This is a genomic window from Tunturibacter gelidoferens (assembly GCF_040358255.1).
Lineage (GTDB): Bacteria > Acidobacteriota > Terriglobia > Terriglobales > Acidobacteriaceae > Edaphobacter > Edaphobacter gelidiferens.
The window spans coordinates 631,086-657,443 of sequence record NZ_CP132938.1; the positions used below are offsets into that span (position 1 = coordinate 631,086).

Annotated in this window: 24 protein-coding genes and 1 pseudogene; 9 read left to right on the forward strand and 16 right to left on the reverse strand. The window is 54.3% G+C overall.

The window, feature by feature from the left end:
* Positions 1-194 precede the first annotated feature (194 nt).
* Positions 195-2,168, forward strand: coding sequence for an enterotoxin (locus tag RBB81_RS03130; protein WP_353072690.1), 1,974 nt, complete (start codon positions 195-197; stop codon positions 2,166-2,168).
* Between the two features lie 73 nt (positions 2,169-2,241).
* Here the strand turns inward: RBB81_RS03130 and agaR are convergent, their stop codons facing one another.
* The 3 genes from agaR to RBB81_RS03145 form a co-directional block, all read right to left on the reverse strand.
* Entirely contained in the window at positions 2,242-3,003 is a 762-nt protein-coding gene (gene agaR / locus RBB81_RS03135) for a transcriptional repressor AgaR (RefSeq protein WP_179586747.1), read from the reverse strand.
* A gap of 150 nt (positions 3,004-3,153) precedes the next feature.
* Positions 3,154-4,440: a D-tagatose-bisphosphate aldolase, class II, non-catalytic subunit gene (locus RBB81_RS03140; protein ID WP_353072691.1), complete on the reverse strand. Its 1,287-nt coding sequence runs from the start codon at positions 4,438-4,440 to the stop codon at positions 3,154-3,156.
* 5 nt (positions 4,441-4,445) lie between these two features.
* Positions 4,446-5,228, reverse strand: a complete 783-nt coding sequence (locus tag RBB81_RS03145) for a hypothetical protein (RefSeq protein WP_246373758.1) — start codon at positions 5,226-5,228, stop codon at positions 4,446-4,448.
* A gap of 509 nt (positions 5,229-5,737) precedes the next feature.
* Here RBB81_RS03145 and RBB81_RS03150 point away from each other — a divergent pair.
* Entirely contained in the window at positions 5,738-6,700 is a 963-nt protein-coding gene (locus RBB81_RS03150; protein WP_183791138.1) for a carbohydrate kinase family protein, read from the forward strand.
* A gap of 154 nt (positions 6,701-6,854) precedes the next feature.
* On the opposite strand, the gene RBB81_RS03155 is transcribed toward RBB81_RS03150, so the two are convergent.
* From RBB81_RS03155 to RBB81_RS03175, 5 genes are all read right to left on the reverse strand, one after another.
* Complete coding sequence (locus tag RBB81_RS03155) at positions 6,855-7,307, reverse strand: alpha/beta hydrolase (RefSeq protein ID WP_353072692.1); 453 nt, start codon at positions 7,305-7,307, stop codon at positions 6,855-6,857.
* Positions 7,308-7,371: 64 nt separating this feature from the next.
* The gene (locus tag RBB81_RS03160; RefSeq protein WP_423248048.1) at positions 7,372-8,418 is read right to left on the reverse strand and encodes an NAD(P)H-dependent flavin oxidoreductase; all 1,047 of its coding nucleotides are present in this window, start codon (positions 8,416-8,418) and stop codon (positions 7,372-7,374) included.
* A 131-nt stretch (positions 8,419-8,549) separates the two neighbouring features.
* Complete coding sequence (locus RBB81_RS03165; RefSeq protein ID WP_353072694.1) at positions 8,550-9,053, reverse strand: RidA family protein; 504 nt, start codon at positions 9,051-9,053, stop codon at positions 8,550-8,552.
* Positions 9,047-9,748: an SDR family NAD(P)-dependent oxidoreductase gene (locus RBB81_RS03170; RefSeq protein ID WP_348641625.1), complete on the reverse strand. Its 702-nt coding sequence runs from the start codon at positions 9,746-9,748 to the stop codon at positions 9,047-9,049. The genes RBB81_RS03165 and RBB81_RS03170 overlap by 7 nt, the downstream gene beginning before the upstream one ends.
* 200 nt (positions 9,749-9,948) lie before the next feature.
* Positions 9,949-11,016 carry a LysR family transcriptional regulator gene (locus tag RBB81_RS03175; protein WP_353072695.1) on the reverse strand — a complete coding sequence of 356 codons (1,068 nt, stop codon included), beginning with the start codon at positions 11,014-11,016 and terminating at the stop codon, positions 9,949-9,951.
* A gap of 217 nt (positions 11,017-11,233) precedes the next feature.
* On the opposite strand from RBB81_RS03175, the gene RBB81_RS03180 reads away from it, so the two are divergent.
* A complete protein-coding gene (locus RBB81_RS03180; RefSeq protein ID WP_246373754.1) occupies positions 11,234-11,767 on the forward strand; it encodes an ABATE domain-containing protein in 534 nt (177 codons plus the stop codon).
* A gap of 160 nt (positions 11,768-11,927) precedes the next feature.
* Here the strand turns inward: RBB81_RS03180 and RBB81_RS03185 are convergent, their stop codons facing one another.
* The gene (locus RBB81_RS03185) at positions 11,928-12,275 is read right to left on the reverse strand and encodes an OmpA family protein (RefSeq protein WP_353073889.1); all 348 of its coding nucleotides are present in this window, start codon (positions 12,273-12,275) and stop codon (positions 11,928-11,930) included.
* Positions 12,276-12,589: 314 nt separating this feature from the next.
* On the opposite strand from RBB81_RS03185, the gene RBB81_RS03190 reads away from it, so the two are divergent.
* Positions 12,590-13,168, forward strand: coding sequence for a c-type heme family protein (locus RBB81_RS03190; RefSeq protein ID WP_257025763.1), 579 nt, complete (start codon positions 12,590-12,592; stop codon positions 13,166-13,168).
* On the opposite strand, the gene RBB81_RS03195 is transcribed toward RBB81_RS03190, so the two are convergent.
* The 3 genes and pseudogenes from RBB81_RS03195 to RBB81_RS03205 all read right to left on the reverse strand — a co-directional run bounded on the left by RBB81_RS03195 (position 13,169) and on the right by RBB81_RS03205 (position 14,272).
* Positions 13,169-13,630: a hypothetical protein gene (locus tag RBB81_RS03195; RefSeq protein WP_257025764.1), complete on the reverse strand. Its 462-nt coding sequence runs from the start codon at positions 13,628-13,630 to the stop codon at positions 13,169-13,171.
* Positions 13,627-14,031: pseudogene (locus RBB81_RS03200) on the reverse strand (serine/threonine-protein kinase). Before RBB81_RS03200 ends, RBB81_RS03195 begins: the two are co-directional and overlap by 4 nt.
* Complete coding sequence (locus tag RBB81_RS03205; RefSeq protein WP_353072697.1) at positions 14,015-14,272, reverse strand: protein kinase domain-containing protein; 258 nt, start codon at positions 14,270-14,272, stop codon at positions 14,015-14,017. The pseudogene RBB81_RS03200 and the gene RBB81_RS03205 overlap by 17 nt, the downstream one beginning before the upstream one ends.
* Before the next feature lie 805 nt (positions 14,273-15,077).
* Between RBB81_RS03205 and RBB81_RS03210 the strand changes: the two genes are divergently transcribed.
* Positions 15,078-15,962, forward strand: coding sequence for a SphA family protein (locus RBB81_RS03210; protein ID WP_179586767.1), 885 nt, complete (start codon positions 15,078-15,080; stop codon positions 15,960-15,962).
* Between the two features lie 24 nt (positions 15,963-15,986).
* Here the strand turns inward: RBB81_RS03210 and RBB81_RS03215 are convergent, their stop codons facing one another.
* Both RBB81_RS03215 and RBB81_RS03220 read right to left on the reverse strand, forming a co-directional pair.
* Positions 15,987-16,361, reverse strand: a complete 375-nt coding sequence (locus tag RBB81_RS03215; RefSeq protein WP_179586769.1) for an EamA family transporter — start codon at positions 16,359-16,361, stop codon at positions 15,987-15,989.
* Between the two features lies 1 nt (position 16,362).
* Complete coding sequence (locus RBB81_RS03220) at positions 16,363-16,779, reverse strand: EamA family transporter (protein ID WP_183791127.1); 417 nt, start codon at positions 16,777-16,779, stop codon at positions 16,363-16,365.
* 270 nt (positions 16,780-17,049) lie between these two features.
* Here RBB81_RS03220 and asnB point away from each other — a divergent pair, with 270 nt between their 5' ends.
* The 3 genes from asnB (at position 17,050) to RBB81_RS03235 (ending at position 22,145) form a co-directional block, all read left to right on the forward strand.
* Positions 17,050-19,008 (forward strand): asparagine synthase (glutamine-hydrolyzing), encoded by a 1,959-nt coding sequence (gene asnB, locus RBB81_RS03225; RefSeq protein WP_353072698.1) that lies wholly within the window; start codon positions 17,050-17,052, stop codon positions 19,006-19,008.
* Positions 18,945-20,801, forward strand: coding sequence for an ArnT family glycosyltransferase (locus RBB81_RS03230; RefSeq protein ID WP_246373749.1), 1,857 nt, complete (start codon positions 18,945-18,947; stop codon positions 20,799-20,801). Before asnB ends, RBB81_RS03230 begins: the two co-directional genes overlap by 64 nt.
* Positions 20,802-20,927: 126 nt before the next feature.
* Positions 20,928-22,145, forward strand: a complete 1,218-nt coding sequence (locus RBB81_RS03235; protein WP_179586775.1) for an NAD-dependent epimerase/dehydratase family protein — start codon at positions 20,928-20,930, stop codon at positions 22,143-22,145.
* A gap of 26 nt (positions 22,146-22,171) precedes the next feature.
* Here RBB81_RS03235 and RBB81_RS03240 read toward each other — a convergent pair whose 3' ends face one another.
* Positions 22,172-23,317 carry a glycosyltransferase gene (locus RBB81_RS03240; RefSeq protein ID WP_353072699.1) on the reverse strand — a complete coding sequence of 382 codons (1,146 nt, stop codon included), beginning with the start codon at positions 23,315-23,317 and terminating at the stop codon, positions 22,172-22,174.
* 351 nt (positions 23,318-23,668) lie between these two features.
* On the opposite strand from RBB81_RS03240, the gene RBB81_RS03245 reads away from it, so the two are divergent.
* Positions 23,669-25,078, forward strand: a complete 1,410-nt coding sequence (locus tag RBB81_RS03245) for a DUF2252 domain-containing protein (protein WP_353072700.1) — start codon at positions 23,669-23,671, stop codon at positions 25,076-25,078.
* 67 nt (positions 25,079-25,145) lie between these two features.
* On the opposite strand, the gene RBB81_RS03250 is transcribed toward RBB81_RS03245, so the two are convergent.
* The gene (locus tag RBB81_RS03250) at positions 25,146-26,264 is read right to left on the reverse strand and encodes an alkene reductase (protein WP_353072701.1); all 1,119 of its coding nucleotides are present in this window, start codon (positions 26,262-26,264) and stop codon (positions 25,146-25,148) included.
* Positions 26,265-26,358 lie beyond the last annotated feature (94 nt).

A 26,358-nucleotide genomic window follows, 5' to 3' on the forward strand; every position in this document is an offset into this window, starting at 1 on the left:
TCGTCGCCGTTTAGCTCCTGTCAGGCTCCGGCACGTGGAGAGATACGATAAGTGAGACTATAAAACGAAACATATCATTATTTCTATATATTTCGTTTATGCTAAAAAATAATCACTTCAATCACCGAACTCGGGGCTAACGCACTATGTTCAACTTCCTCTCCTGTCGATTTAGACGCAAGCTGTTAGGCTCATTGTTTCCCATTCTGCTTTGCAATGGTCTATTCGGCTTTGCTCAGGAGCAGAGCTTCTCTGCCAAAGACAACACCATGCTGCACGCCGGTGACCTGTCTCTCGACATCGGGGTCGTCAACCATCATTTTGCCGGTCTTCACGTCCATGATGGCTTTTCAAATAGAACAATTGATCTGACAGAATCCTTCATCCTTGTGTTGAAAGACAAGCGTGTGCTTCGTTCAACGGAGATGCAGGTGACCCGAGCATCGGACACGATACTGGCAACGGACCCGCATCAGTCCCTGCGAATGTCGCATGATGCTGGAGAGGCTTCAACAAACGCTTGCTGGAACTTCGCTACGCCACGGTTGCCCGCTCATCTTCAATGGTGCGTTATCGTGCGTCCGGGACAAGTTTATGCCCGACAGTTGCTCAGCATCACCGCCACCACTCAGGACCTGCCCATCACGGAGGTTCGGTTGCTTCACTTTGCCGACCCGACCGCGCACGTGGAAGGCACGGTCAAAGGCTCCCCGGTGGTTAGCAAAAACATGTTCTTCGGATTTGAAAATCCACTCTCCGTCAGCACAGTGCAAGACCGAGAGGTTACGGCTTCTCTCTTTCGCGATCTACCTCTTCGCGCTGGCCAAAGCATCACATATTCCTCCGTGATTGGGACCTCGAGATCCGGCCAGCTCCGTCGTGCCTTTCTCAGCTATATAGAGAGTGAGCGTCCGCGGCCTTATCAACCATTTTTGCATTACAACTCCTGGTTTGATCTTGGCTATGAAAACCGATTCGACGAAAGCGGAGCACTTGATCGGATCAACGCCTTCGGCCAGCAGTTGACAATGGCGCGGCACGTTCAGCTTGATTCTTTCCTCTTCGATGATGGATGGGACGATCCGACTACACTGTGGGGCTTTAACTCAGGATTCCCGAACGGGTTCACGAAGGCGGGTGCAGCGGCAGCTCAATACAAGGCCGGCATCGGTGTCTGGCTCTCGCCATGGGGTGGTTATTCCGATCAGAAAAAACAGCGCATCGCGTACGGTCGCGAACATGGATACGAGATTCTTCACGATGGCTATGCGCTCTCCGGGCCAAAGTACTTTGAGAGGTTTGAGGACACCTGTCTCACTATGATCGATCAGTACAACGTCAATCAGTTTAAGTTTGACGGGACTGGCAATGCGGACAGTGTTTTTCCGGGAAGCGCCTTTGACAGTGACTTCGATGCCGCCATCCATCTCATCGAACGACTCCGTAAAGAGAAGCCAGCCATCTTTATCAATCTCACGACGGGTACGACGGCCTCTCCGTTCTGGCTTTTTTACGCCGATTCTATCTGGCGCGGCGGAGAAGATCACGACTTCTCAGGGATAGGTACACTTCGCCAGCGTTGGATCACGTATCGCGATGCACAGACCTACGAAAACATTGTTCGCCAAGGCCCGCTCTTTCCGCTCAACTCGCTGATGCTCCACGGCATTGTCTACGCCAAACAGGCAAAGGATCTAACCACCGATCCAGACAACGACTTCGCTGACGAGGTTCACTCTTACTTCGGCACGGGCACGCAGCTACAGGAGATGTACATCACGCCTTCGCTTTTATCGCCAACAAATTGGGACACGCTTGCCGAGGCGGCTCGATGGAGCCGTTCCCATGCCGACACTCTCAAAGACGTTCACTGGATTGGCGGTGATCCGGACCAGCTGCAGATCTACGGATGGGCGGCATGGAGTCCGCGAGAGGGTTTGATTACGCTGAGAAATCCGTCGAATCGCCCGCAGGAATTCAACGTAGATGTATCCAAATTTTTTGAACTCCAGCCGTCAGATCCAGCGAACTACAAAGTGCACAGTGTGTGGAAGGACGAAAAAGACCCGGACCAGAAATTCCCCGCGGAGATGCGCAGAGATCAGAGACTCTCGATTCATCTCGCCCCGTTCGAGGTCATTACTCTTGAGGCCGTGCCCGCCGATTAGGCAAATCAAAAGTAAAATCAGCCTGAATGCGAAGCCTGCCACATAAGCGGCTGTCCCGGTTCCCAGATTCGGCCTAAACGAGTGTGAGTTTGATGTTGAGATTGCGGAGGGCGTCCGCCGTCTCATTCGGAAGATTGTGGTCGGTAATGACGTGATGAATCGAAGTTGCGTCTACGATCTTCGATAGGCTCCGGCGATTGAATTTAGTGGAATCGCAAACCGCAACGATCGTCTTGGCGGCTTTGACCATCGCACGATTAACCCGCGACTCCATTACATTCGGCGTCGTAAGCCCCACCTCAAGGTCAAATCCGTCAACCCCTAGAAATAGGATGTCGGCATGCATGTCATGAAGCATCTCCTCTGCGAGCGGGCCGACCAGGGAGAAAGAGTTCTTGCGTAGCGAGCCACCGGTGAGGAGCACCTCGAAATCAGTCCCGCTCAACTCAGCGGCGATATTTACCGCATTGGTAATGATGGTCAGATGGGAAAACTTCTTCAGCGTCCTGGCGATCGCCGTAGTAGTCGTCCCTGAGTCGAGCAGAACGCACTGGCCCTCCTGGATAAGGTTCACGGCAGCGACCGCTATCCGCTGCTTTTCCTGCAGGTGACGCCCTTCCTTCTCCTTGAGCGACGGGTCGAAGAGCGTCCCCGACTGTGGAAGCAGGGCACCACCGTGAGTTCTCTGCAACACGCCTCTGCGTTGAAGATAGTCGAGATCCTTACGGATTGTTATCCGGGATATTCCCAGGGATTCCGACAGATCCTCGACGAGAACCCGGCCATGTTGCTGTGCCAGCGAAAGGATATGCTGGCGACGTTCTTCGATGAGCATTTGCGTGCCACTCTCAGACTCCGCAGGAGGCACTTTTGACGAGGCTTTCGGAGCGACTTTTCGCTGCATAAAGTTCAGTTTACCAATGTGACAACTTCCGAACAGTACCACGGAGCTTTCGCATAGGCAATTCCGAATTAAAAGGAAAGACTAAAGAGGTGCGACTTGGTTGCAGCCAGCAGCATAGACACGCAGCACGTCCCGAATGCGGTCTACGATCAAGGACACTGGGTCACCTTCTATTTCTTTATTTCGCAGCCGCGCGTATTGCAACGGCAGATAGCGGCTGTACATGCTCTCGGGTATGGTCACCGCAGAGAGATTCGCAATCAACCTATCAACTGCTTCATCGATCTCGGGTAGATGCCAGTAGTAACGAATACGGTCGCTATAGCTGTAGAGCCGCAATAGTTTCTGCTCTGCGGGAGTGCCCTGGTAGTAGGGTTTCCAGTTCGCTGGCTCTCGCAGCATGATCTTCTCGATCGTGCGAGTGAGAAAGGACTGCTGATTCTCCGCAATCAACTGCGACTCTATATCTTCGAGCGCACAAAGCACCTCTCGCATGGCGAATGTGAGTGCAGGCCCTACTTTCAAGATTGCAAAACCATCTTCGACCAGCTCCGCATACGCATTCGGTAGCTGGTAGTCAGTCGAGTGCGCCTCAAATACAATTTCTTCGCGTTGCACTCGAAGCCAATCCACGAGCGGTTTCGCCTTTGCGCGATCGTACGCAACAACCGAATCATGGTCGAATTCAACGCCCGGTTGCACGACAAGAGCTATTACCCGCGGCCAAACCTCAGCCAGTCCCTGCTCTTCGAAGACTCGCTTATGAACTGCGAGCGTATATTCCGCAGCTTCGATCGAGGTCACATCGAGTTCCTGGACAGAGTGCATCGCACCGCCAGGCACGGGAACCTCAGTTCCGATGACATATACCGGGCCGCCGCCAGGAGTGCCTGCATTTTCTGCGGCTCTGCATAGTTGCGCCGCACGCTGCGCTACAACTTCATCAGAGAGCTGCTGTGGATCACCGGCGCAGGACATGCTCGCGTCCAGATGGATCTTTGTAAATCCAGCCTGAACGTACTCCGCGATCATGTCCTGAGCATGCTTCATCGCCTCATCCGCAGGCATGGTGCGCCACGGATTGGGACCCAGATGGTCGCCGCCAAGTATTAGCAATCTTGTTTCGAGTCCCGCCGCGGCTGCATATCCCAGCACGAAGTCTCGAAATCCTGCCGGCCGCATGCCAGTGTAGCCACCAAACTGATTCACCTGATTGCTTGTAGCCTCGACCAGTAATAGCGAATGTGCCTCCGCGGCCTGCTCAGCCGCCGCACGAATTACCCATGGATGTGCGGAACAGACAGAGTAGATTCCAGTCGAAACTCCCGACCTGCGCCTTGAGAGAAAATCCTGAAGCGGCGATCGCATCGCTGTCAATAGATCCTGAACTTCTGAACAACTCGATTAATGACCCCACTCGGACTGGGCGAATCAGGCTTTAGCTCGCGGGCTACCGAGCAATATAGACCGAGCAGTTGTCCGAAGATCACATCTAATACCGGCCGATACGCATCCGCAATATCCTCCTCAATGGCGAGATACGACTCGCAGTGAGGTTCAATCTCCGACTTCTCCGACGTCGGCCCAATCGCGATCCGCTCCGCTACGATTCCCTTTTCCCCGATCTCACGCAACAGATCACTTGCATACTTTGCCCTGCGCTTCTCGCCCGAAACAAAGCACAGAAATAAAGTCTGCTTATCGAGCGCCGCCATTGGCCCGTGCCGAAGTCCAAGCACTGTCTCCGACATAGTTTTGACTTGTCCCGCCGTCATCTCCAGAACTTTCAGCGCAGACTCTTCCGCGACACTCGCCAACGAGCCGGTCCCGACCATGCACACCCGCGAGAATCCCAGCGATGCGGCACGTTCGGCCTCCTTCTCTGCGTTCTGTAAAAATCGTCGGCCCCCCCGAACCAGCCGCTCGACGATCGTCGAATATTCCTCAATCGACCAGGCGTGCGCCAGACACTGCCCCATTACGATCATGTTCGTAAAAGAACTCGTCATCGCCAGGCTACGGTCATTCACGGCATCATCCAACACCACTACGCAAGACAGGGCTGCTTTTTTGCAGATCGCAATCATCCGAGCCTGCGCGTTGCAAGTCACCACCAGCTGAGAGATCATGGGATATTGCTGGATGGCTTGTTCCATTACTGCAACCCCTTCAGGCGAATCTCCCGACCTCGAGAACGAAATCCAGAGATATCTTCGTCCCGGAACTACATACTCCTCGAGATTGGGCAACAGGTCCGTGCTTGCACATACTGACACTTCGCAGCCCCACTTTTGCCTCAGCAAAAGCTCCAGTGCGTGGCCAATATAATCCGAAGTGCCGGCTCCAACGAGCATAACCACTGGTCGGTCGTCCAGCTTGTCCCGAACACCTGCCTCTTCCAGGAAGCTGCAGACCCGTTCCTGATGTTGCCGAAATATCTGAAACGTCGTCTCCCAAGTGGCTGGCTGTTGCGCTATTTCACGCGGCGTAAACAAAAGACCGCGAGCCTTTTGTTCTTCGACAGGCAAATCAACAAAACTTGAAAGGGATATCACAGGATTCCTTTATAGTGGAAAATAATGCATACTGAATCAAAATCGAAGCTAAACAAAAGTAATAATAATAACTATACTCAGCATAACGCAACAAAACAATACGAGGTTTTATGCTCACCAGGCCACGAGGCGAACATCAAAGACGTTTCGACATCACGATTGCAGGCGAAACCAACCTCGACCTCATCTTGTATGGCCTGCCGGAGCAGATGTCCACGGAAAGAGAGCTTCTCGGCTCCGGATTCAAGGTGACTCTTGGGGGATCCTCCTCGATTCTTGCTCATAACCTTGCTGCGCTTGGCGGCCGGGTAGGATTCATCTCCCAGGTCGGTCGCGATGAAATGGGAGACATAGCTTTAGCCCGTCTAGGCGAAAGTGGCGTGGATCTATCCCATATCACCTCCAGAGAGGACGTGGGAACCGGCGTAACCGTGCTTCTGCCTCATGGGCAGCGACGTCACATTCTGACCTATCTCGGAGCTATGGCCGAGATGACCATCGCGGATCTGGATTTGGCCTACCTTACCTCCTCGCGTCACTTTCATCTCTCCTCACTTTTCCTACAGACAGGTCTTCAACCCGACTTGCCCGAGCTCTTTGACCAATTGAAAAAGGCTGGGCTGACACTTTCCCTGGATACTAATGACGACCCTAACGATACTTGGTGTGGCGTTCTCGATCAGCTCCTCGACCGAATCGATGTTCTTCTGCCAAATGAAGATGAAATATTGCGGATCGCCAGAAAACCCACCCTTGAAGAGTCGCTCGACTCTCTGGCCCCCCGCGTTCCTTTGATCGTTGTAAAGTGTGGCGCTCGCGGTGCTGTCGTGCAACAGGGGAAGAAGCGGGACTGGGTGCCTTCGATCCGAGTGGAACCGGTCGACACGATCGGCGCTGGGGACAGCTTCAACGCAGGCTTCCTGAACTTCTACCTCAAAGACGAGAACCCGTTGCGTGCCGCAGCCATGGGCAACGTAACGGGTGCATTGTCTACACTACGGCCCGGAGGCACGGAAGCCTACCGTGACTCTGCCTTTCGCGATGGCTTCCTCAATCAATATACGGTTGCATAAATCAGCGCTTTCCCGAGTTTAAGTCTTCGTCCTCCGTCGCCTCGCTCCGACGCTTGGAGTGATCGAGTCGGAAGATTCGCCTTTTGGTGACGACTGAATTTCGAGAAGTTTCACTTGGGTACTAAGGGTGCGGGGACTCCCTACGGAGACCGAGCTACTTCGAGACCGCACGCGCTGCACTCTCAATTACATCTGCCACTTCCTTGGGATGCGAGACGTAGACTGATCGGTTTGGTTCTCCAGGCAGCCGTGGTGATCGTCGCTGAGAAGTTGTACGCAAAGTTGAGCACCTGCGCGCGCGCCATGAATGCGGCTTTGTCGCCGGGAAGGTCGGCTGCGAACAATTCACGAAACTGTGCCGGGTCAATATATGTGAAACCGTCGGGCATTTCTTTATGGCGCCCGATTTGGCGAGGTCGCTCGGAAAGCGCTTTTCGTCGTCCGACTCTTTCTCGTCTGAATCCGGCATGTGGGCCGCCGCGATATACACCAAACCAACAACCGATTGGTCGTTTCCCGCTTCCGTAATTACCGCTCCTCCATAGCTGTGCGCGACAAGGATGCTCGGTCCGTGTTGCAGTGCAAGGATAAGCTTCACGGCGATCACATCATCCTGAAAGGACGTCTACGGCTCTTGGACGATGATGGTATCCGGTCAGTGGAGGACCCAGTCACTCTTGCGCTTCTTCAAGCTGACGATGTGCGCTCCAACTTTGGACGGCACCGCCAATCTCAGAAATCTCCTTTACCAGCGTGTCTAGTAGTGCGCGCACATGCGTACACCGCGCTAGGTTCGCACTCTGTCCGGACCAGAGAGGAAGCAATTCGGGTCTCCCTGCCTTCTCGGCCGGAATCGATAAGTGCCGCACGAGCGCACGTTGAAGGGGGTAAGGCAGGATCTCTATATTATTTTGGTTGAGTTCGTCGAGCAGGCGGTTCTTGATGCCGCGAGCAAGTCTTCCGGTGAACCCTCGAGTAAGAGCAGTCTGCCTAGCTTGACCGCTGAGGAGCGCTTTACGGTGAAGCGTGTTCGCTCCCGACTCCTCGCACGCGAGAAAGGCCGTCCCCATCTGCACACCTTCGGCTCCGAGAGCGAAGGCTGCCACAATCCCGCGCGCATCTCCAATTCCGCCTGCGGCGACGACGGGAAGTCGTACGGCATCGACGACCTGCGGCACAAGTGCCATCGTCCCCGTCAGGGAATCTTCGGACGGTTGCAGAAAGGAGCCGCGATGGCCGCCTGCCTCAAAGCCGGAGGCCGCAATCACGTCCACTCCCGCTTGTTCCAAGGCAATCGCTTCGTCTACGGTGGTCGCCGTTCCAATCAGCACGATTCCCTGATGGCGGAACTCATCCAAAATCTGTTTGGAGGGAATGCCATAAATAAAGCTGAATACGGAGATCCCTTCGTCCAGGAGAACCTGCACCTGATCTTCGAAACGAATCGGTTCGTACGGGCGATAGGAGGGCGTGGCTCCTCCGACACTTTCAATATGTTTTGCCAGAGGAGAGAGGCTGCGATGAAATGCCTCTTCCGTCGAGGCGACGGCCCCTTCGTCTTCCATGGAGACCCACAGGTTCATCGCAAATGGCTTTGTTGTGAGGGCCTTGATCTCGCGAATGACATTGCGAATAGCCTCCGGTTTGAGTCCATGAGCACCGAACGATCCGAGTCCCCCATAGTTCGAAACAGATGCTGTAAGCCGCTGAGAGGACAACCCTCCGAGCGGGCCTTGAATAATTGGATATTGAAGTCCCAAGCGTGAAGTCAGTCGATTGCCCGTCCACAATTTTGAGCCCACTCGAGCTGCCATAACGATCCTCTATATTCCACAAAGAAGGCGGGAGCTTAGCTTCCGCCTTCTTTGTTCTCGACTTCGAACGTTACCTCAAGCATGACCGGCGCACCGAGAGGCAAGGCGGTTACTCCTAATACGGACCGCACGGACATCTTGTCCTCTCCAAATACATCGCGGAGAAGCTCCGATGCTGCGTCCGCAACAATAGGCTGGTTATAAAAGTCTCCGTCTGTTGCCAGATAGACCTTCACGCTGACAACCCTCGTCACGCGGTCCAGCGACCCTACGTGCGCCTTCGCAGCGGAAAGAGCATTCAGAGTCGCGGTTCGCAAAGCGTCCCGCCCGGCAGATTCGTCGAGCTCTTTGCCTCGCCGCCCAACGAATTGAAGCTTGCCATCCTTGACCGGCAGCATTCCGCTGAGGAAGAAAAGGCTGCCTGACTGGACGGCCTCGACGTAGGCGCCAAGGGGGTGGGGCGCATTGGGGAGCACGATCCCAAGGTCCTGCAGCCGGCGCTCCGCGCTAGCCGGCTGCGAGCCCTTCGGGCTTACCATTTGCCGTTGTGCTGACCGCCGTCTACGTGCAGCACCTCCCCAGTGATCTGGCGCGATTCAGTGAGATAGACCACTGCGCTTGCAATTTCCTCCGAAGTGGAGATCGTGCCCATCGGCGACAAGGTTTTGAGGAAGTCCTTTGGGTTGTCTTTGTGAAGGGGAGTATCAACGATCCCGGGTGCAACCGCATTGAAGCGAATGTGTTCCTTCGCATACTCTGACGCCAGGCTGACCGTGATGGACTCGAGACCGCCCTTCGTGATCATCTGCACGGATGCCGATACGCCAGCGATGGGATTTTTAACCAGCGATGTCGTGATGGCCACGACGCTTCCGCCCGACTTCTGAGCGAGCATCTGCTTGACCGCGAGCTGGGTGATGTAGATGTAGCCTTCGAGATTCGTGGAGACCAGCGAACGGAAATCGTCGGCGCTGTAATCAACAAAGGGCTTCGCCACGAAAATGCCAGCGTTGTTGACAACCGCATCAATCGAGCCGAACTTCTGAACAGCTGCATCGACCACCTTCTTTGCCGTGGCAGCCTGACCGATATCTCCGTCCACCAACACAAGCTTGTCGGAAGCCTTTAACTCAGCCGACTTTGACGCGCTGCGAGAGGTGCCCACTACGTTATAGCCGCGTTCCAGGAACGCTTTTACGACTGCAGCGCCGATTCCCTGGGAGGCGCCCGTCACGATTACCGTCTTTTGAGTGTTTGCCATTTATTGCTCCTATCGAAACCAATACTGCCAGTACCGCAGATGGCAACATGAGGACGATCCTCGACGTTGACGATGCCGCGCGTTGATGCGGCCACCTGCTGCGTTCAAGCTCCAATATAGATGTGAGAGGAGGGGGCTACGAGGCCCGATTTGTTCTGATACCCGCTATCGCTTTAGTCGATAGCTTCCACTTGCCGATCGAGTGTCCCAATGTTCGAGATCTGACGACTCATTCCTAAGAAAGCGTTGAGTGCGCTCGTCGAATAGCGATCATGTCGTCTAACAAATACAGTCTCTACCTGTGCCTGATCCACTGGGAGTTCGTGCACAGTGACGGACTGATCTGTCCAGAGTCTCTCCACCAGCGTCTTCGGTAGCAGCGTTATGCCTACGCCTGCAGTGATGCAGGTAATGATTGCATCGAGAGATGCAAATTCCATTACGGTGTAACGAATACCTAGCCCATCGAGGATAGAGCCGAGCCTTTGACGGTAAGAACAACCCTGTCGAAACACGATTGCTTTGAGGTTTTCAACTTTGGCGAGGTCATCGAAGTTCCGTACGGATAAAGGGCTTACGAGGACAAGGTCTTCGAGGAATAGTAATTCCTCGCTCAGTTCTTGATGGTGAACAGGTCCAGCCACAAAGGCACCATCCAATTCGTGTTCCACCACCTGATTAATCAGAGATGTCGTAGTCCCCGTCATGACGGCCAACTCAACCCTCGGATATTCCTGTGCATATTGGGCTACGAGTGTGGGAAGCCGCAATCCAGCTGTGGTCTCCAGCATTCCGATACGCAGTTTGCCCTTTGGAGTTCCATCCTCTTTGACCGCCGTGATGGCTTGCTGGAACAGTGCACGTATCTGCTCCACATAGGAAAGAAGGCGTAGACCCGCTTCACTCGGCTCCACACCACGGCTATGCCTGACGAATAGCTGAACGCCGAGCTCTTCCTCCAGGAGGCGAATGCGGGAGGTGACATTTGATTGCACCATGTTCAGTTCAGCTGCCGCCCGGTTCATGCTGCCGATTCTTGCCACGGCGTCCACAATCCTCAAGTCATCTGCGTCCATGGGCGTCCTGCCTCCCCATGCCAGTATAGAGACGAATCTCATTCCAATCAGTCGAATCAATCGGAGAATGTCGAGCACCGCGTCGGAGGAAAGCAGGCCTGAAGTATTCTGCTCGCCTTGCGTGTTCGATGCCAGCTTCGCGGGAGATTTTATTGCTGACTCCATTGGCCCTCCTTTCTCAATGCCCGTCTGCAGGCACCATGTCCCGCTCGCGCAGAGAGCTTAATTGTAGTCTGAGAGTGATTTATAACACTTGCAAACGTTCCTTTTGCCGGTTACAGTCGCTGATATGAATGCACACACCGTGAGCCCCGAAGAATCAGGGAGACCTCACGCGCTGTTTCTAGCGGGGCACCCTGCTTTGGACTTCCTCAATACTCGAATGAGAGTGAATGCAGCGTTTCTGGACCTCTTGCAGAGCGACGAGGATGTGCTCATCTGGCTAAGGCAAGCCGGATATCCGACTCCACGAACTCCACGAATTGACGGCAGGACCGGATCGGTCGCGCTGCTACGCTCCGCACGAAGGCTGCGAGAGAGCGTCCGGTCCCTTGTCGAATCGCGAAAGATGGGACAGCGGGGAGATCCCTTTATCCTTAACAGTATCTTAGCGGCTAGCCGGAGCTACCCACAGTTGGTTTGGAGAGGACCCAACGCAGTGGAGATTGAGACGGTTAGACGGCAAGAGACGGCCGGATCAATTTTAGCGCCTGTAGCGGAAGCTGCTGCCGAACTCCTCACGACAGCCGATTTTGATCTCATAAAACACTGCGAGGATGACACCTGCTCGCTTTGGTTCTCCGACCAGACTAAGTCACACAATCGGCGCTGGTGCAGCATGGAAATATGTGGAAACCGCAACAAAGTGGCAGCTTATCGCGTGCGGGATCGGAACCGAAGACCTCCGACCAGTTGACCTGGAACGATTGAGCCCCTCTCAGCCGAACCCTGTGAAGGCTCATGCTCGAACTGTTTCCGTCATTGCTTTCCGCGGAAGCCGGGAATGGCCGTGCTTCCCGTTAGGGATGCATTTGGAAAGCAGAGCACGGCGATTTTGCTGCCAGCAGCTCTCGGTCTCAGCGGTGCATATTTGCTTCCTTTCGGTAACTGATGACCTGAATTCGATCTGCATCAACCCCTGCTGCAATCAGCGCGTTGCGCGCGGCGTTTGCGCGTTCTTCCCCAAGCGCCAGGTTGTATTCGGCTGAGCCGCGCCCATCCGCGTAATCGCCAACCTGCACCCGAATAGATGGATTTTCTTTCAGATACTGAGCAGCATGTTCGATTGCAGCTTGGGCGTCGGCTCTGATCTCTGCGCTGTCGTAATCGAAGAGAGCATCTTGAACATTTTCATGAAAGACGGCTTCTCTCTTAGCCCGGAGAGAGGGTTGATCTCCATGATCAGAGTTGTGAGCGGGCGAGATTCCGTGCGAGCGAACACGGAATTCGGCGTCACATTCAGCCGAGGGTCAACGAGCTTGTGGCGATCTGCGAGGGTGCCCCGGCAGACGACGACTGCACCCTCCTGGTCATCGACAGAACCGCCTGACGCTGTAAGAGCAATGCGTTGTTGGAGAAACCATGAAACTTCTACTCAAATTCAACCTGATTGTCGTCGCCGTTGTCGCCATCGGTCTCGCCATTGTCTCCTGGGTAGCTCACTCCTTCCCCGCAGGCCATTCCGTTTTACGGTGCGACGGTCACCTTCGCTCGCCTGCGCCAAAAATTTCCCGAATACATGTACAAGGAGGCCACGCTCAACCCTACCAACCTCCAGGACCGTGCCGTCGATTGGGAGATCGATGTCATTGATGCCTTTCGCAACAAGGCGGACTTGAAGGAGTTCGTCGGCGAGCGGGAAACCGCTACTGGCCCTTCGCTCTATCTCGCTCACCCCATCAAGACGGAGTCAGGCTGTCTGGAGTGCCATACACTGCCCTCCGTCGCTCCAAAAACCATGGTCGAAAAATATGGATCGACGAACGGTTTCGGGTGGAAACTCAACGAAATCGTTGGTGCCCAAATCGTCTCCGTGCCGATGGCTGTCCCTATCCAGATTGCGTCAAGGGCGTTCAAAACTCTCCTCTGGTCTCTGGTCACGACATTTGCTGCCATACTGCTCGCTATCGATCTCGTGCTTTACTACCTCATCATCCTGCCGCTGCGCAAGCTTTCCGCGGTCGCCGACCGTGTCAGTCTCGGCCAGCTCGACCAGCCCGAACTACCCGTTCGCGGCAAGGATGAAATGGCCCAGCTCACCGCATCCTTCAATCGCCTGGTAGTCACCGTAGTAAAGGCCTTGCGAATGCTCGGCTAGCTACAATAGGCCGCTCTTGCGAAACCGTCCGCCCACCGAGGAGAGAAATCTCCGTCTCGCATCCGCCTCCTCAATCTCCTGCGCTACCTGCTCCACAAGCGCCTGCAGATCATTCGCACTACTGGAAGCACGCTTTACCAGCACGCTCGCGATCGGCCCGACATAGTGGGCCAGCTTCAGCGTAATCTCGCTCAACTGATCCGGTTCGTACTTCGAACTCTCTGCAATCACTCCCTCTGCCGCACCTGTCAACGTAGGCGTCGAACCAGCAAAAACCCTGACTTGTGAAGCCTGGCCCAGTTGCGAGGCATCGAGCGCCGCAAGAAACTCCCTCGCGGTTTGCCACCGCTCTCGCTTCTCTTTAGCCAGCGCCTTCATCACTACGGCCGAAAACTCGGCGGGGATCAGCGGGTTAATCCGGCTCGGCGATACCGGACTGTGCTGCAGAAGCCCACTAATCACCTGCGCGTAGCTGGTGCCCTCAATCGGCAGTTTGCCGTAACCATCTCGTACAGCGTCACACCCACCGCATACAGATCCGACCGCGCATCGTGCCCTTCGCCCGATAGTTGCTCCGGCGCTATGTAGTGCATCGACCCGACCAGCGCCCCGGTCATCGTCAACCGCGCTTCGGGGGCTGCTAGCGCCAGCCCGAAATCAAGCACCTTAACCTATCCCCCGGGCGTCACCATGATATTCGACGGTTTGATGTCCCGATGAATCACTCCGCGCGAGTGCGCATACTCCAACGCAGTGAGCAGCTGACGTATATAGGCCACCGCCTGGTCCAGCGTGATACCCGCTGCCAGCGCGCGCCGCAGATCCATCCCTTCCACTCCATAATCATCACAAGCTGTCTTCATGATGAAATGCAGTATGCAGCACGGCAATGTTTGGATGATTCAGTGTGGCCAGCACCCGAATCTCTCTCGTAAACCGATCCAGCATCTCCTGGCTCGCGGAAGACGCTGCGAGCAGTACTTTCATCGCCTCCGTGCGGTCTGAGATCAGATGCCGCACGCGAAACACCTTACCCATTCCGCCGTCGCCGAGCACATCGACTATCTCGTATGACCCAACACGAATTCCTGGAAGCCAAGCCATCGACTCGAGTCTACATGCTTCCTCATCCACCGGCGTTGAGGCCTCACGCCTGCCGTCAGAGCGGCTAGCTCCTGACAAGGAGAATCTTCAATTGTTGCTGTTCATGACCTTGCCTATGCGGACGGATTGAGTCACAAAGCATCGCAGTTTCTGTATGCCTCTACAGTAGTGATCACGTATGTATGAAAGATCGCGATAGGCGGAACGCAGTCCATCACACACTCTCTCGGCCTTCTAGAATCACGTCATCGATACGAATAGTGATGCTGTCCTCAGAGAATACAAGGCGAAGAGATTGCTTCCTGGTAGGTGAATAAGTGACATCTACAATCCGACATTCACCCCAGTTTTGACTTCAATGAATACCAGTCAGAGGCTAGAAGTTTTGCTAGTAGCTCCGAAGCTTCGCTGAAGATAGCCTCCCTGTCAGATCCTGTTTAATCGGAGGAATCGGTGGCGAAGTTTGACAAAGCCTTGGCAGCTCAAAGCAAGATCGTCTATCTTCCAGTAGCGGATTGCGTCTTTGACACTGCTGTCCTGGCCCGTTTTGTCCTGCTCCTGACACTAATCTTGTGTTGCAGCGCATCGGCACAGAACGATCGTAGTGCGGAATACACTCGTAGCTCGCAACCTACTTTATTAAGCTACCCGGAGCTTGTGGCCCTGAGTGAGCAGGAAACGTCGCAAAAGTAAAGGAAAAGACATGGACAAAATATTGAACCGTCGTTCATCTTCACCTTGGGCTCTTACGATTTTTGCGTTCATAAGCGTAGCGACATTGCATGCTCAACAGAAGGGCCAGTACGTGCCCGGACAATTCGGGCTGAATGCTGGCGTAGTTCCTTCCCCCGGACTGACCTACGCCAATTTAGCGCTCAACTACTCCGCAAGCTCACTGAATGACGCGAATGGAAACCATCGCCCCAATGTGGTCGGTACTTACGGCTTCTGGGCCGACGAAAACATCTTCTACTTTGTCCTAAAGAAGAAGATTTTAGGCGCATCTTTCGCTCCCTACATCTCTGTCAATGTCGCAAACGGCAGTCTGGTTGCCGACATCTCCGGAACTAATCTGGGTGCTTCTGGTGGAGGATCAGGATTTGGAGACTTGTGGGTCCAGCCCGTCAACCTCGGCTGGCATCTCAAGCGGGCCGACATCGTCGCCGGCTACGCGTTCGTCGCCCCGACCGGACGCTTCGTTGCTGGAGCGAGTAACAATGTAGGCTCGGGATATTGGGGCAACGATTTAACCTTTGGCACAACTGTTTACGTTACAAAGAACAAGGGAACCAGCTTAAACTTGTCCACCGATTGGGAGACACATGGACAGAAGACAGGAACTGCGCTGACGCCGGGAAAAACCTTTACTACTGAGTGGGGAGCGGGCCAAGTCCTTCCACTCAAAAAAGACTTTAGCAGACTGCTTCAACTCGGTGTAATCGGATACGACCAGTGGCAGGTCTCTGCTAACAGCGGAACGATAGGCAATCTACCTGCGAGTAGCGTGCCGTTCTACTCCGTTCACGCAGTAGGCCTCCAGAGCAACTTCATACTTCCCCCCAAAAATCTCAACTTCTTCTTCAAGTACCTAAACGAGTACAAAGCGATCTCACGTCCCGAGGGCAGAACAATTGTGTTCGGAGGTTCGTGGACCTTGCGAATTCCTAAGCCGGCCGCGCCTAAGCCGTAACACAAAGCGACAACCTCGAGGCGGTTAGTTCTTTCCCAAAAACACCAGTGTGACGCCGATCGCAACCAGCAAGACTCCGATCCAGCGTTGAAAGTCTACATGTTCGCGCAGAAACACGACCCCTCCAAAGGCACCCGCCACGTAGCTCAACGCCGTTACAGGGACGACGAAACTCACGTCGTAGATTGACAAGGCTACCAGTAGGGCAAAGAACGCTACCGCCATCATTCCACCCCCAAGCCACATCCAAGGGACGCGCAGTGCTCTCAGAATTACCTTTGCGACCTCCGCTGGACGCAAACTTGGGGCCTCTCCAACAACCTTCATCGCGCGGGAGACACATAACTCGCCGCCCGTTCCGGCGACAACGATCAGCGTGAACAGAATGAAATGCGGCAACCTAAACCTGCCTCGTCGTGCGAGGATTGGTGCGGCCGACCACAAAAACGCCCAGGCAAATAACCGCGATGCCGGCCCATCTCAACGGAGAGACTCTTTCACCCAACATCAGATACCCGAGTAGCGCGACCATGCCGTAAGCCAGCGAGGATGCAGGCTGCACGAAGCTATAATCGGCCCACGACAACACCAGCATGTAGGCTACGAAGAATGTAATCAGCGACGTGATTCCCAACCAGATCGACGCGGATGTAAAGATATTCAGCCCAGTGTGGAGCAGTTGCAAGGGAGGCCAGATGACTGGTTCACCGATATGCTTCATTCCCTTGCCTAGCAGAACGTTGCCCAGTGGACCGGCGATCACCATTACTGCGATCAGTAAGTAGGTCTTAAGATGCAAAGGCTTTTGTGGCGTCATTGGTGTGGTTCGCTGCCACCGCTCGGCAGACATCTTTTATTTTATAGGTTATATCTGGTCAGATCGCTGCTCCACCCTTAGAAAGCTCTTGCTTCTCTTCTTTTTTGATCTACGCCACATCTGCTTCGCTGCAGTTGCGTTAATCCACAAAGTGGGACGTGTGTGCTTTTAGTTGAATGGGCTTGGCAGAATGTGATGGTAGCATGATGGTGGTTATGGGTTCTCGGCACAAACTATACGGCCACTGGTCCAAACGTCAATCCGTTCAGCATGTCTGGACTTCAACACCAGCGTGCATGGAAGAGGCATAGACACTTGTGCGGCATTGTTGGATTCACAACGAAAGACTGGCGCCCTGATCAAGAGCGCATACAGAGTGCCACGAGTACCCTCTTTCATCGCGGCCCGGATCAGCAGGGAGTGTTTCGATCGAGAGCCTGCTCCCTCGGTGCAACCCGCCTCAAGATTGTTGACCTGGCTTCCGGCGATCAGCCTATCTTCTCCGAAGACCGCGATTCAGTAATCGTCTTCAATGGTGAAATTTATAATCACCTCGAAGTACGCCGCGAACTCGAATCTCTCGGCCGCCGCTTCCAAACCCATTGTGATACGGAAACTGTTCTTCAGGCGTTTCTCGAGTGGGATACCAATTGTTTTGAGCGATTGCGTGGCATGTTCGCGGTTGCCATCTGGAGCAACTCCGAGCAGCGTCTAGTTCTCGCGCGCGACCGCCTGGGGATCAAGCCGCTTTATATCGCCGAGCGGGGCGAGGACATCTTCTTTGCTTCCGAGCTCAAGGGAATTCTCGTCCATCCCGAAATCGAGCGCCAGCTAAGCCTTGAGGGACTGGATTGTTATCTGTCCATGAACTATGTCCCGTGTCCATGGACTCTGGTCGATGGGATTGAGAAGCTCCCGCCCGGCCACTGGCTCGAATGGCGGGACGGCCGAACGAACAAACACGCATACTGGCGCATCCCGGAGATCATCCCCAAACCGATCTCGTTCGAAGACGCAAAAACAGAGCTCGATTTCCTCTTGAATCAGTCGGTTCGTGAGCATCTCATGTCCGACGTTCCTCTTGGTGTGTGGCTTAGTGGAGGAGTGGATTCCTCAACCGTCCTTCACTACGCCGCGCAGGCGTCCAGCTCACAACTTCGGACCTTTTCAATTACATTCAACGGCCAAAGCTTCGACGAGTCGCAATATATCCGCCAAGTGGTCGAGCATTACGGAACCGATCACCAGCAGCTGGATCTGTGCCCGGAGGAGGACTTAGAGGGGGCCATCGAAGACATTACTTACTACTCCGATGAACCCAGCGCGGATTCCGGGGCATTGCCAGTCTGGTTTCTTTCGAAACTATGCAAGACACAATGCACGGTGGCCTTCAGCGGAGAAGGAGCCGATGAGATCTTCAGTGGTTACCTTACTTATCGCGCAAACCGTATCGCCCGCCAGCTGAAAAATATCCCTCCCTCGGCAATCGATCTAGCTCTTCGCGCCTTACGTTTTTGGCCTGCCTCGAAGGAAAAAATCAGCATCGAATACAAGTTGAAACGCCTCCTTCAAGGTAGTCTCATGCCGCCAGAGCGAGCCCATGTGTATTGGAACGGGACCTTCTCCGATGCAGAAAAGGCTACCCTCCTGCGCGTTCCGCTACCCGGTGCCCTTCGGGATGTCCTCGCTCGTTTGGGAGCCAGCCTTCCCGGGGACGGGATCTCTCCATTCCTTGAGTTCGACCAGCAGTACTATCTTCCGGACGACATCCTGGTTAAGTCGGATCGCGTGAGCATGGCACATTCCGTTGAGGTTCGGCCTCCGTTCCTCGACCACCGCATCGTCGAGTTTGCAGCTACCTTGCCAGTTGACCTCAAGATCCGTGGTACAAACCAGAAGTATCTCCTCAAAGAAGTGATGAGATCGAAGCTGCCCACACCCATCCTTCAGCGTCCGAAGATAGGCTTCGATATTCCGGCACACGAATGGTTTCGAGGACCTCTCCGCGCGATGTTAATGGAGACGCTGGCATCGGCGGAATCGGAGCACTCGGAGCTGTTTAACTTTGAAGCAATCCGTAACTACACCGAGCAACACTTGAACAGAAGGATAAACATCGGCTATCACTTGTGGGGGCTGATCATGTTATTCATGTGGATGAAACGATGGAAAATCCAGTCAAAACCGTCTCTGGCCTCCAAGAGACAGGTGATCGCAGCAGGGCTGTAAATCGGAGCCAGCTTTTCTGGCTCGTCGTACTTTTCGCAGCGGCCGTTTATCTCGGTTGCATTCTCTCTCCTCCATCACTGATGGACGACGTCGATGCAGTGCAGGCGCAGATTGCTCACAATATGATCAGCTCCGGCGACTGGGTCACAGCGCGCCTGGATGGAGTGGCCTATCTCGAAAAACCTCCCCTCATCTACTGGATGATCGCAGTCGCTTATAAAGTATTCGGCGTCCATGACTGGGCCGCACGTATTCCGATTGCACTCTCTGCGATTGCTCTTTGCGTCACAACTGCTGCATTCGGAGTCTGGGCCTTCGGACGCCGCGCAGGGTTCTATGCTGGCCTCTGCATGTCCACCTGCATCGGACTCTTTCTCTTCACACGCATCCTCGTGCCGGATGTAGTGCTCACTCTAACCATCGTCTTGGCCATGTGGGCGTTTCTTCGAGTTCTCGATGAGGAGGAGCCGAATCCACGAGCATGGGCAGCAATCCTTGCCGCAAGCCTGGGCGTCGGTTTGCTTTTGAAAAGCCTTATTGCAATTGTCTTCCCGGCCGCTGCGGCCATCATCTATTTATTGTGCACCCGTCAACTCTTCTCCGCTCGGATGTGGAAACGACTTCGGCCGCTCAGTGGCCTGGCCATCATCCTGTTGATTGCTGCACCATGGCATATCCTTGCTACGCTCCGGAATCCACCCTATTTCAGTTTCACGATGAAGAGTGTTCCGGGAGAGTATCACGGCTTTTTCTGGTTCTTCTTTATCAATGAGCAACTCCTCCGATTCCTCAATCTTCGTTCCCCGCGTGACTACAACACGGTGCCGCGCCTTTATTTCTGGCTGCTCAACCTGGTTTGGCTCTTCCCGTGGAGCGTATACCTGCCCGCAGCGCTAAAGCTCTCATACCGCCCCGTTGATCGAGCGGGAAGAACCAGACTCCTCGCCCTCTGCTGGACGGGCTTCGTCCTCGTGTTTTTCACCTTCTCCACGACGCAGGAGTACTACTCTATGCCGTGCTATCCGGCATTAGCGCTTCTGATCGGTTCTGGCATCGCTTTTAACGGGAGAATTGTCCGGCATGGAACGCGATTCCTGACCGTGATCTGCTCGATCGCGGCGCTGGCTGCGATCGCCATCCTGGTTGCAGTACACCACGTCCCTACTCCTGGGGATATCTCACAGGCTCTCAGTTCCAACCCGGAGGCGTACACGCTGTCGCTCGGACACATGGAGGATTTGACTCTTAAGTCATTTGCCTACCTGAGGATACCGCTTGCCTTGGCTGCGGCTTCATTTCTAATTGGAGCCATCGGCACACTCCAAACCGCAGGCAAAAAAGTATACGTGACCGTGGCCATAATGATGGTGGTCTTCTTTCACGCTGCCCGCCTGGCGATGATCGATTTCGACCCCTATCTCTCTTCCCGCCCTCTGGTCAATAAGCTACTGCAGTCCCCCGAGGGAAATTTAATCGTCGACCATCACTACTATTGGTTCTCGTCCGTGTTCTTTTATACGGATAGGACTGCCTTGCTCCTCAATGGCAGATTCAATAATCTCGTCTACGGTTCCTACGCTCCAAATGCCCCTAGCGTTTTTCTGGACGACAACCAATTCCGGGACCTCTGGCAAAGACCCGAAAGGTACTACATCTTCGCCAAAGACACAGGCGTCGATCATCTAGAGTCGTTAGTAGGCAAAGATCAACTGAATTTACTTGAAGAGAGCGGGGGTAAAGTTTTGATCACCAATCATCCCGTTTCGTCTTCAGTGCTTCCTAACGCCCCATAGGCACACTTCGACTTGTGCCTTCATTGCTCAATGGTCGCTGTGATCGGAAATATACAAAGTTTCTGAAACCAAAGCTTTCAATCTTACGTCGGTATACTGGTAGAAGCCCATAAATTAGGAGAAAAAATGCGGATTGCTGTTCTCGGTGGTGATGGTTATTGTGGTTGGGCAACTGCCCTATATCTTGCAAACAAGGGGCATTCCGTTGCGATCGTCGACAACTTTATCCGCCGGCAATGGGACTTCGAGCTCGGAGCTCAGACCCTAACGCCGATCCGTCCTTTGTCTGAGAGATTAGCGGTCTGGTATCAATTGACAGGCATCCCAATCGAACTCTTCGTTGGCGATGTCGCGGACTATGATTTCCTCTCCTCTACCATCAAGACCTTTCAGCCCGACACAGTCGTCCACTTTGCGGAGCAGAGGTCCGCGCCCTACTCAATGATCGATCGCAAGCACGCGGTTTATACCCAGACAAATAATGTGGTTGGGACTCTAAACCTGCTCTTCGCCATCCGTGAGTTGCAACCGGACTGTCATATCGTCAAGTTGGGCACGATGGGTGAATACGGCACGCCGAATATTGATATCGAAGAAGGATTCCTCACCATCGAGCACAACGGCCGAAAAGATACCCTCCCCTTCCCCAAACAACCCGGCTCCTTCTATCACCTCTCAAAAGTACATGACAGCCACAACATCATGTTCACCTGCAAGGCTTGGGGCCTGCGCGCGACCGACCTCAATCAGGGAGTTGTATACGGTACCGTCACCGATGAAGTATCGATGGACGAGGCTTTGATCAACCGTTTTGATTACGACGAGGTATTTGGAACCGTTCTGAACCGCTTCTGCGCCCAGGCGGCGATTGGCTATCCACTCACGGTATACGGAAAAGGCGGCCAGACACGCGGATTTCTCGACCTTCGCGATACGGTCCGCTGCGTAGAGCTAGCTTGCCTGAACCCCGCCAACTCAGGTGAATTCCGTGTCTTCAACCAATTCACCGAGCAGTTCTCGGTCCTCGACCTGGCGGAGACCGTCCAGGCAGTCGCCGGACAGATGGGTCTCAAGGTGGAAATTGATCATCTTCCCGACCCTCGTGTCGAAGCCGAATCGCACTATTACAACGCGAAGCATTCCAAGTTGGCCGATCTCGGGCTACAGCCGCACACACTCTCAGATTCGCTTGTCGATTCGCTGATCAATATCGCACTGCGTTATCGCGATCGGATCGACCCGTCGTTGTTCGCGCCTCAAGTCAATTGGCGGAGCACGCAAAACCAGCGGCGCATCGGAAGCGAAATGAGCAAACAGCCGCTGCTGGTAAAGAATGCCATCTAAGCACGCGCCCACTCCGCATTCTGAGCTCACACCTCAAGAGGCAGGACAAGTTCTCCATCACGCATCAGGTAATTCTGTCCTCGCCACCGAATCGTCCTGCGCGTGAAACTCGTCAACCATATCAGGCTGGCCATTCCGTCCCACAGCGGAATCAGCGCCAGTTTTTTCCAGATACCCGGCTGCTTGAGTCCCCAGGACCCTACCAGCACGGTCAAAACGGCGCGGACCACGAGATATCCACCCAGATAAATTGCGGCCACCATAATCGTCGGAAGAAGTGCCACTGCCAGGATCGCCCAGGGCAGCCCCAGCGTGAAGATCAGGCCAAGATGTCCCCACGGGCGCATGTGACGCATGACCGTGATCCACCGCAGGCGCTTGTGAAACAGTTCATTGAGTGACTGATAGTCCGCGACCGTGGAGATGGTGTAAGGGAGCAGCTCTACTTCGTGGCCTTGCTCAGCGATCAATCGCCCGACCAGCAGATCATCCGCCGGACGGTTCTCGATTGAGGCATAGCCGCCAAACGCCTCAAGCCGTGTGCGGGTTGTCGCAATCGTCGGACCTAGTGCAAACTTCACTCCATCCAATTGCTTTGCCACAAGAATTCCGGGGTAGAAGTCTGAAAGCATCCCAATATCCTGCAGACGCTGCACCCAGGTCGATTCTTTGATGGGGACATAAAAGCACGTAACCGCCCCTGTCTTAGGATCTTCCAATGGCGCAACAACCTTGCGTAGGTAGTCCGGCGCAACCCGCACATCGCTGTCGCTAATCACAAGGTATTCATGTGACGCTTCCTCCACTAGTCGTGTCAGCTTGGCCACTTTGTCGTTGGTCGCATTTCGACCCGACCCAATCACAATGCGTATTTGACAGTCCGGGAAGTCGCTGACGATCCGCTGCAACACCGGGTAAGCAGGGTCGGTAGTGTCGCCGATACAGAACAACACTTCGTAGTTCGGATAGTCTTGCCGGCAGAAGCTGGCGAAATTCTCATAGGCCTCTGGATCAAGCCCCCGCACTGGCTTCAGGTTGCTGACTGGCGGTAAAAACGCGCCCTTCCTGTCTACTTTAGCTCGTGTCGCCCCAAAAAACCGGAGCGAACTGAAGATCGCGAGAGCGTAGTAGATGAAGGGGATCGCTGCAATTCCGAGAAACACATTTCGCATTAGGAAGATTGTCATTAGGCACGAGACAGACGCCTGTTTAGTGTATCGCAGCACAGCGAAGGCCCATCAGCTCCCTGCGGCCGGCCCTTTCGGAAAGGGTCCCGGGAAGAGGACGCCATATCCTGCAAACGAGAGCAGTACGCTACGGACGGACCGCAAAGCTATCTGAATCTCATCAGCACCTCATCCAGGTTAGGACTTTCGTTTATTCGGTAGCAAAACCGCAAGTGGAAACTTCGCACCGTAATGCGTCGCTTGGAAGGTTAAAGCTGAGCGTGAGGTGAACGAATCCCTTATGCTTGAACTCCGCTATATTTCTCTCTGAAAAAAACCTTGGGAGCAGGAATCAATATGCCGGTTCACCACGCAAAGAAAAAGGTCACGACGGAGCGCGTCAACCTCCGTAAGCCGCAGCCAACGATCGAAGCTCTCCACAAGCAAGGAACCGAAATGCGAGAACACGTTCCGCGTGAAATACATGGACAATGGAAGCCCTCAGCCAAACGCGGCGACGTCCTTTCGATCCTTGCTAAAAGTAACGTTGACCGTCAGCAGAATCTGGTCCCTCTTCGCATGCAACGAATGTCGGCCTCTCCCTTTGCCTTTCTGCGAGGTGCAGCAGCCGTAATGGCGTATGACCTGTCCACGACTCCCACCATCGGCTGCAACGTAGTGCTTGCTGGCGATGCACATCTGAGCAACTTCGGATTTTATGGAACTCCTCAACGAGAACTCGTCTTCGATATCAACGACTTCGATGAAACCGTAATCGGCCCCTGGGAGTGGGACCTTAAGCGGCTGACGGCCAGCGTCAATGTGGCTGGCCGCGAAAATGGTCTGACGAGGAACGAGCGGCGAGTAGCGGTGATGCTGGCCGTTGAAGGATATCAGGAGAATATGGAGAGACTGGAGCCAATGGGAACTCTGGACATTTGGTACCTGCATGCAACTCCGGGAAAGGCGAATATTCTGCGCAAAGTTCCCCAAAAGGCGCTTGCAGTCATGCGGAAAGTTATCGACAAAGCACTCCACTCGGACAACCGTACTCTGCTTACAAAAGTTGCAGATAAGAATGCCAATGGTCAGTGGCACTTCCGCGAAGATCCTCCTATCCTGACCCACGTTAGCGCTGCTTTGAGAAACAAGATCATCACAGCACTGGAGGATTACTCCCTCACGCTCTCCCGTGAGCGCCGGCACATGCTCTCTCGTTACAGTGTTGCGGATGTCGCTCACCGGGTAGTGGGAGTGGGATCAGTTGGCACCAGGACGTATCTCGCGTTACTGATGGGCAAGAACGATGACGATCCGCTCTTTCTCCAAATCAAGGAAGCTTTATCACCCGCGCATGCGGCCTACCTTCCGTCGAGAAAAGCAGAGTTCATCCATGAGGGTCAGCGCGTTGTCGTCGGACAACGAACGCTTCAGGCAGCGAGCGATGTAATGTTGGGATGGACTGAGATTGAAAAGCGGCCTTACTACGTCAGACAAATGAAAAATCTGAAAGCTTCTGTTCCCATCGAGTGGATGAGTGGAGATGCCTTCAATTTTTATTGCTGGGCATGTGGGGCTCTTTTGGCCCGAGCTCATGCACGAACCAGCGAACCGGCGATCATCGCTGGCTATTGCGGCCGATCCGGTGTATTGCGTGAGTCCTATGCGGAATGGGCCGAAGCGTATGGCGATCAGACTGTAACCGATCACGCCAAACTAGCCGCGAAGATCAACGCTGAAGATCAAAAGCTGCTGCGTAATCGATAGGGTTGCCAGCCTCGATCGTGAGGCTGGTCCCTGTTCAACGGGTGGCTGTCTTGAAGCTACGTGCCGCTCAGGCCACTGCCGTTTCATAAAACGGATAGTCGATGTACCCACGAGCATCCCCACCGTAAAATGTGTCCCGGTCATAAGGATTCAGCGGTACTCCCTGCTTCAGTCGTTCGGGAAGATCTGGATTGGCGATGAAGAATCGGCCAAACACAACCAGGTCCGCATCGCCTTCTTCGAGAATCGCTTCCGCGCTGTCTCCATCGAAACCGCCCGCCGCCAGAATCTGTCCTTTGAAGTGCTTTCGAAACTGCCCCGCAGCCACTGGCGGAAGTCCCTCACCGATCTCAGCACTCCCGTTGATGCGAGGCTCGATGACGTGAAGATAGGCGATGGAGTACTTGTTTGCTTGTTCCGCCACGTAATCGAAGATCAAAGCTGGATTAGAGTCTGACATGCCGTTGAACTGCGTGCTGGGCGAGAGTCTGATTCCGACCTGGCTCTTATCCCATACTGCGAGAACCGTCTCCAGCACCTGAAAGAGCAAGCGCGCCCGATTTTCTGCGGAGCCGCCGTATTCATCTGTTCTCCGGTTGCTGCCGTTTTGCAGGAACTGGTCCAACAGATAGCCGTTGCCACCGTGGAGTTCAACTCCATCGAACCCAGCAGCCTTCGCGTTCAGAGCGGCTCTACGATAATCCTCCAACAACGCTGGGATCTCCTCGACCTTCAAGGCTCGATTTGGCGTCACAGCTACCCAGCCGTTCTTGGTGAAAGATACTCCTTCGTACGGAACACCCTCGGACGGTCCAACGGGGATAGCCCCGCCGGTCAAGTCCACATGACTGGTTCGTCCCACATGCCAGAGTTGAACAACGATCTTTCCGCCCTTGGCATGGACCGCGTCCGTAATGCGGCGCCACCCTGCCACTTGTGCCTCCGAATAAATTCCAGGAGCCCCGAGATATCCGCGGGCCGTAACCGAGACCGTCGTGGCCTCCGAGATAATCAACCCGCCGTTTGACGCGCGCTGCGTATAGTACTCAAGCATCAGGTCACCAGGAATATCACCTGGTGTTTCAGAACGAAGCCTGGTCAGCGGCGCCATTACTACCCTGTGGCCCAGTTCGATCGCGCCAAGCTTTACTAGTTCAAAAAGCTTCGAATAAGTCTGCGTCGCCATAAATCTCTCCTTTTACCTTGTCGATGTCGATCGCTTATTCGATCCCAACATGTACGACCGTATTAATGGATGGATTCAACGTCTATAAAGATTC

Bases quoted from the DNA above. Each gene is read 5' to 3' on its own strand.
- RBB81_RS03180 (WP_246373754.1), top strand. From the start codon at position 11,234: ATGAGAGTGAATGCAGCGTTTCTGGACCTCTTGCAGAGCGACGAGGAT.
- RBB81_RS03175 (WP_353072695.1), bottom strand. From the start codon at position 11,016: ATGGAGTCAGCAATAAAATCTCCCGCGAAGCTGGCATCGAACACGCAA.
- RBB81_RS03250 (WP_353072701.1), bottom strand. From the start codon at position 26,264: ATGGCGACGCAGACTTATTCGAAGCTTTTTGAACTAGTAAAGCTTGGC.
- RBB81_RS03240 (WP_353072699.1), bottom strand. From the start codon at position 23,317: ATGCGAAATGTGTTTCTCGGAATTGCAGCGATCCCCTTCATCTACTAC.
- agaR (WP_179586747.1), bottom strand. From the start codon at position 3,003: ATGCTCATCGAAGAACGTCGCCAGCATATCCTTTCGCTGGCACAGCAA.
- RBB81_RS03145 (WP_246373758.1), bottom strand. From the start codon at position 5,228: ATGGAACAAGCCATCCAGCAATATCCCATGATCTCTCAGCTGGTGGTG.
- RBB81_RS03245 (WP_353072700.1), top strand. From the start codon at position 23,669: ATGCCGGTTCACCACGCAAAGAAAAAGGTCACGACGGAGCGCGTCAAC.
- RBB81_RS03205 (WP_353072697.1), bottom strand. From the start codon at position 14,272: ATGGCTTGGCTTCCAGGAATTCGTGTTGGGTCATACGAGATAGTCGAT.
- RBB81_RS03235 (WP_179586775.1), top strand. From the start codon at position 20,928: ATGCGGATTGCTGTTCTCGGTGGTGATGGTTATTGTGGTTGGGCAACT.
- RBB81_RS03230 (WP_246373749.1), top strand. From the start codon at position 18,945: ATGGAAAATCCAGTCAAAACCGTCTCTGGCCTCCAAGAGACAGGTGAT.
- asnB (WP_353072698.1), top strand. From the start codon at position 17,050: ATGTCTGGACTTCAACACCAGCGTGCATGGAAGAGGCATAGACACTTG.
- RBB81_RS03165 (WP_353072694.1), bottom strand. From the start codon at position 9,053: ATGGTAAGCCCGAAGGGCTCGCAGCCGGCTAGCGCGGAGCGCCGGCTG.
- RBB81_RS03150 (WP_183791138.1), top strand. From the start codon at position 5,738: ATGCTCACCAGGCCACGAGGCGAACATCAAAGACGTTTCGACATCACG.
- RBB81_RS03190 (WP_257025763.1), top strand. From the start codon at position 12,590: ATGTACAAGGAGGCCACGCTCAACCCTACCAACCTCCAGGACCGTGCC.
- RBB81_RS03140 (WP_353072691.1), bottom strand. From the start codon at position 4,440: ATGCGATCGCCGCTTCAGGATTTTCTCTCAAGGCGCAGGTCGGGAGTT.
- RBB81_RS03220 (WP_183791127.1), bottom strand. From the start codon at position 16,779: ATGACGCCACAAAAGCCTTTGCATCTTAAGACCTACTTACTGATCGCA.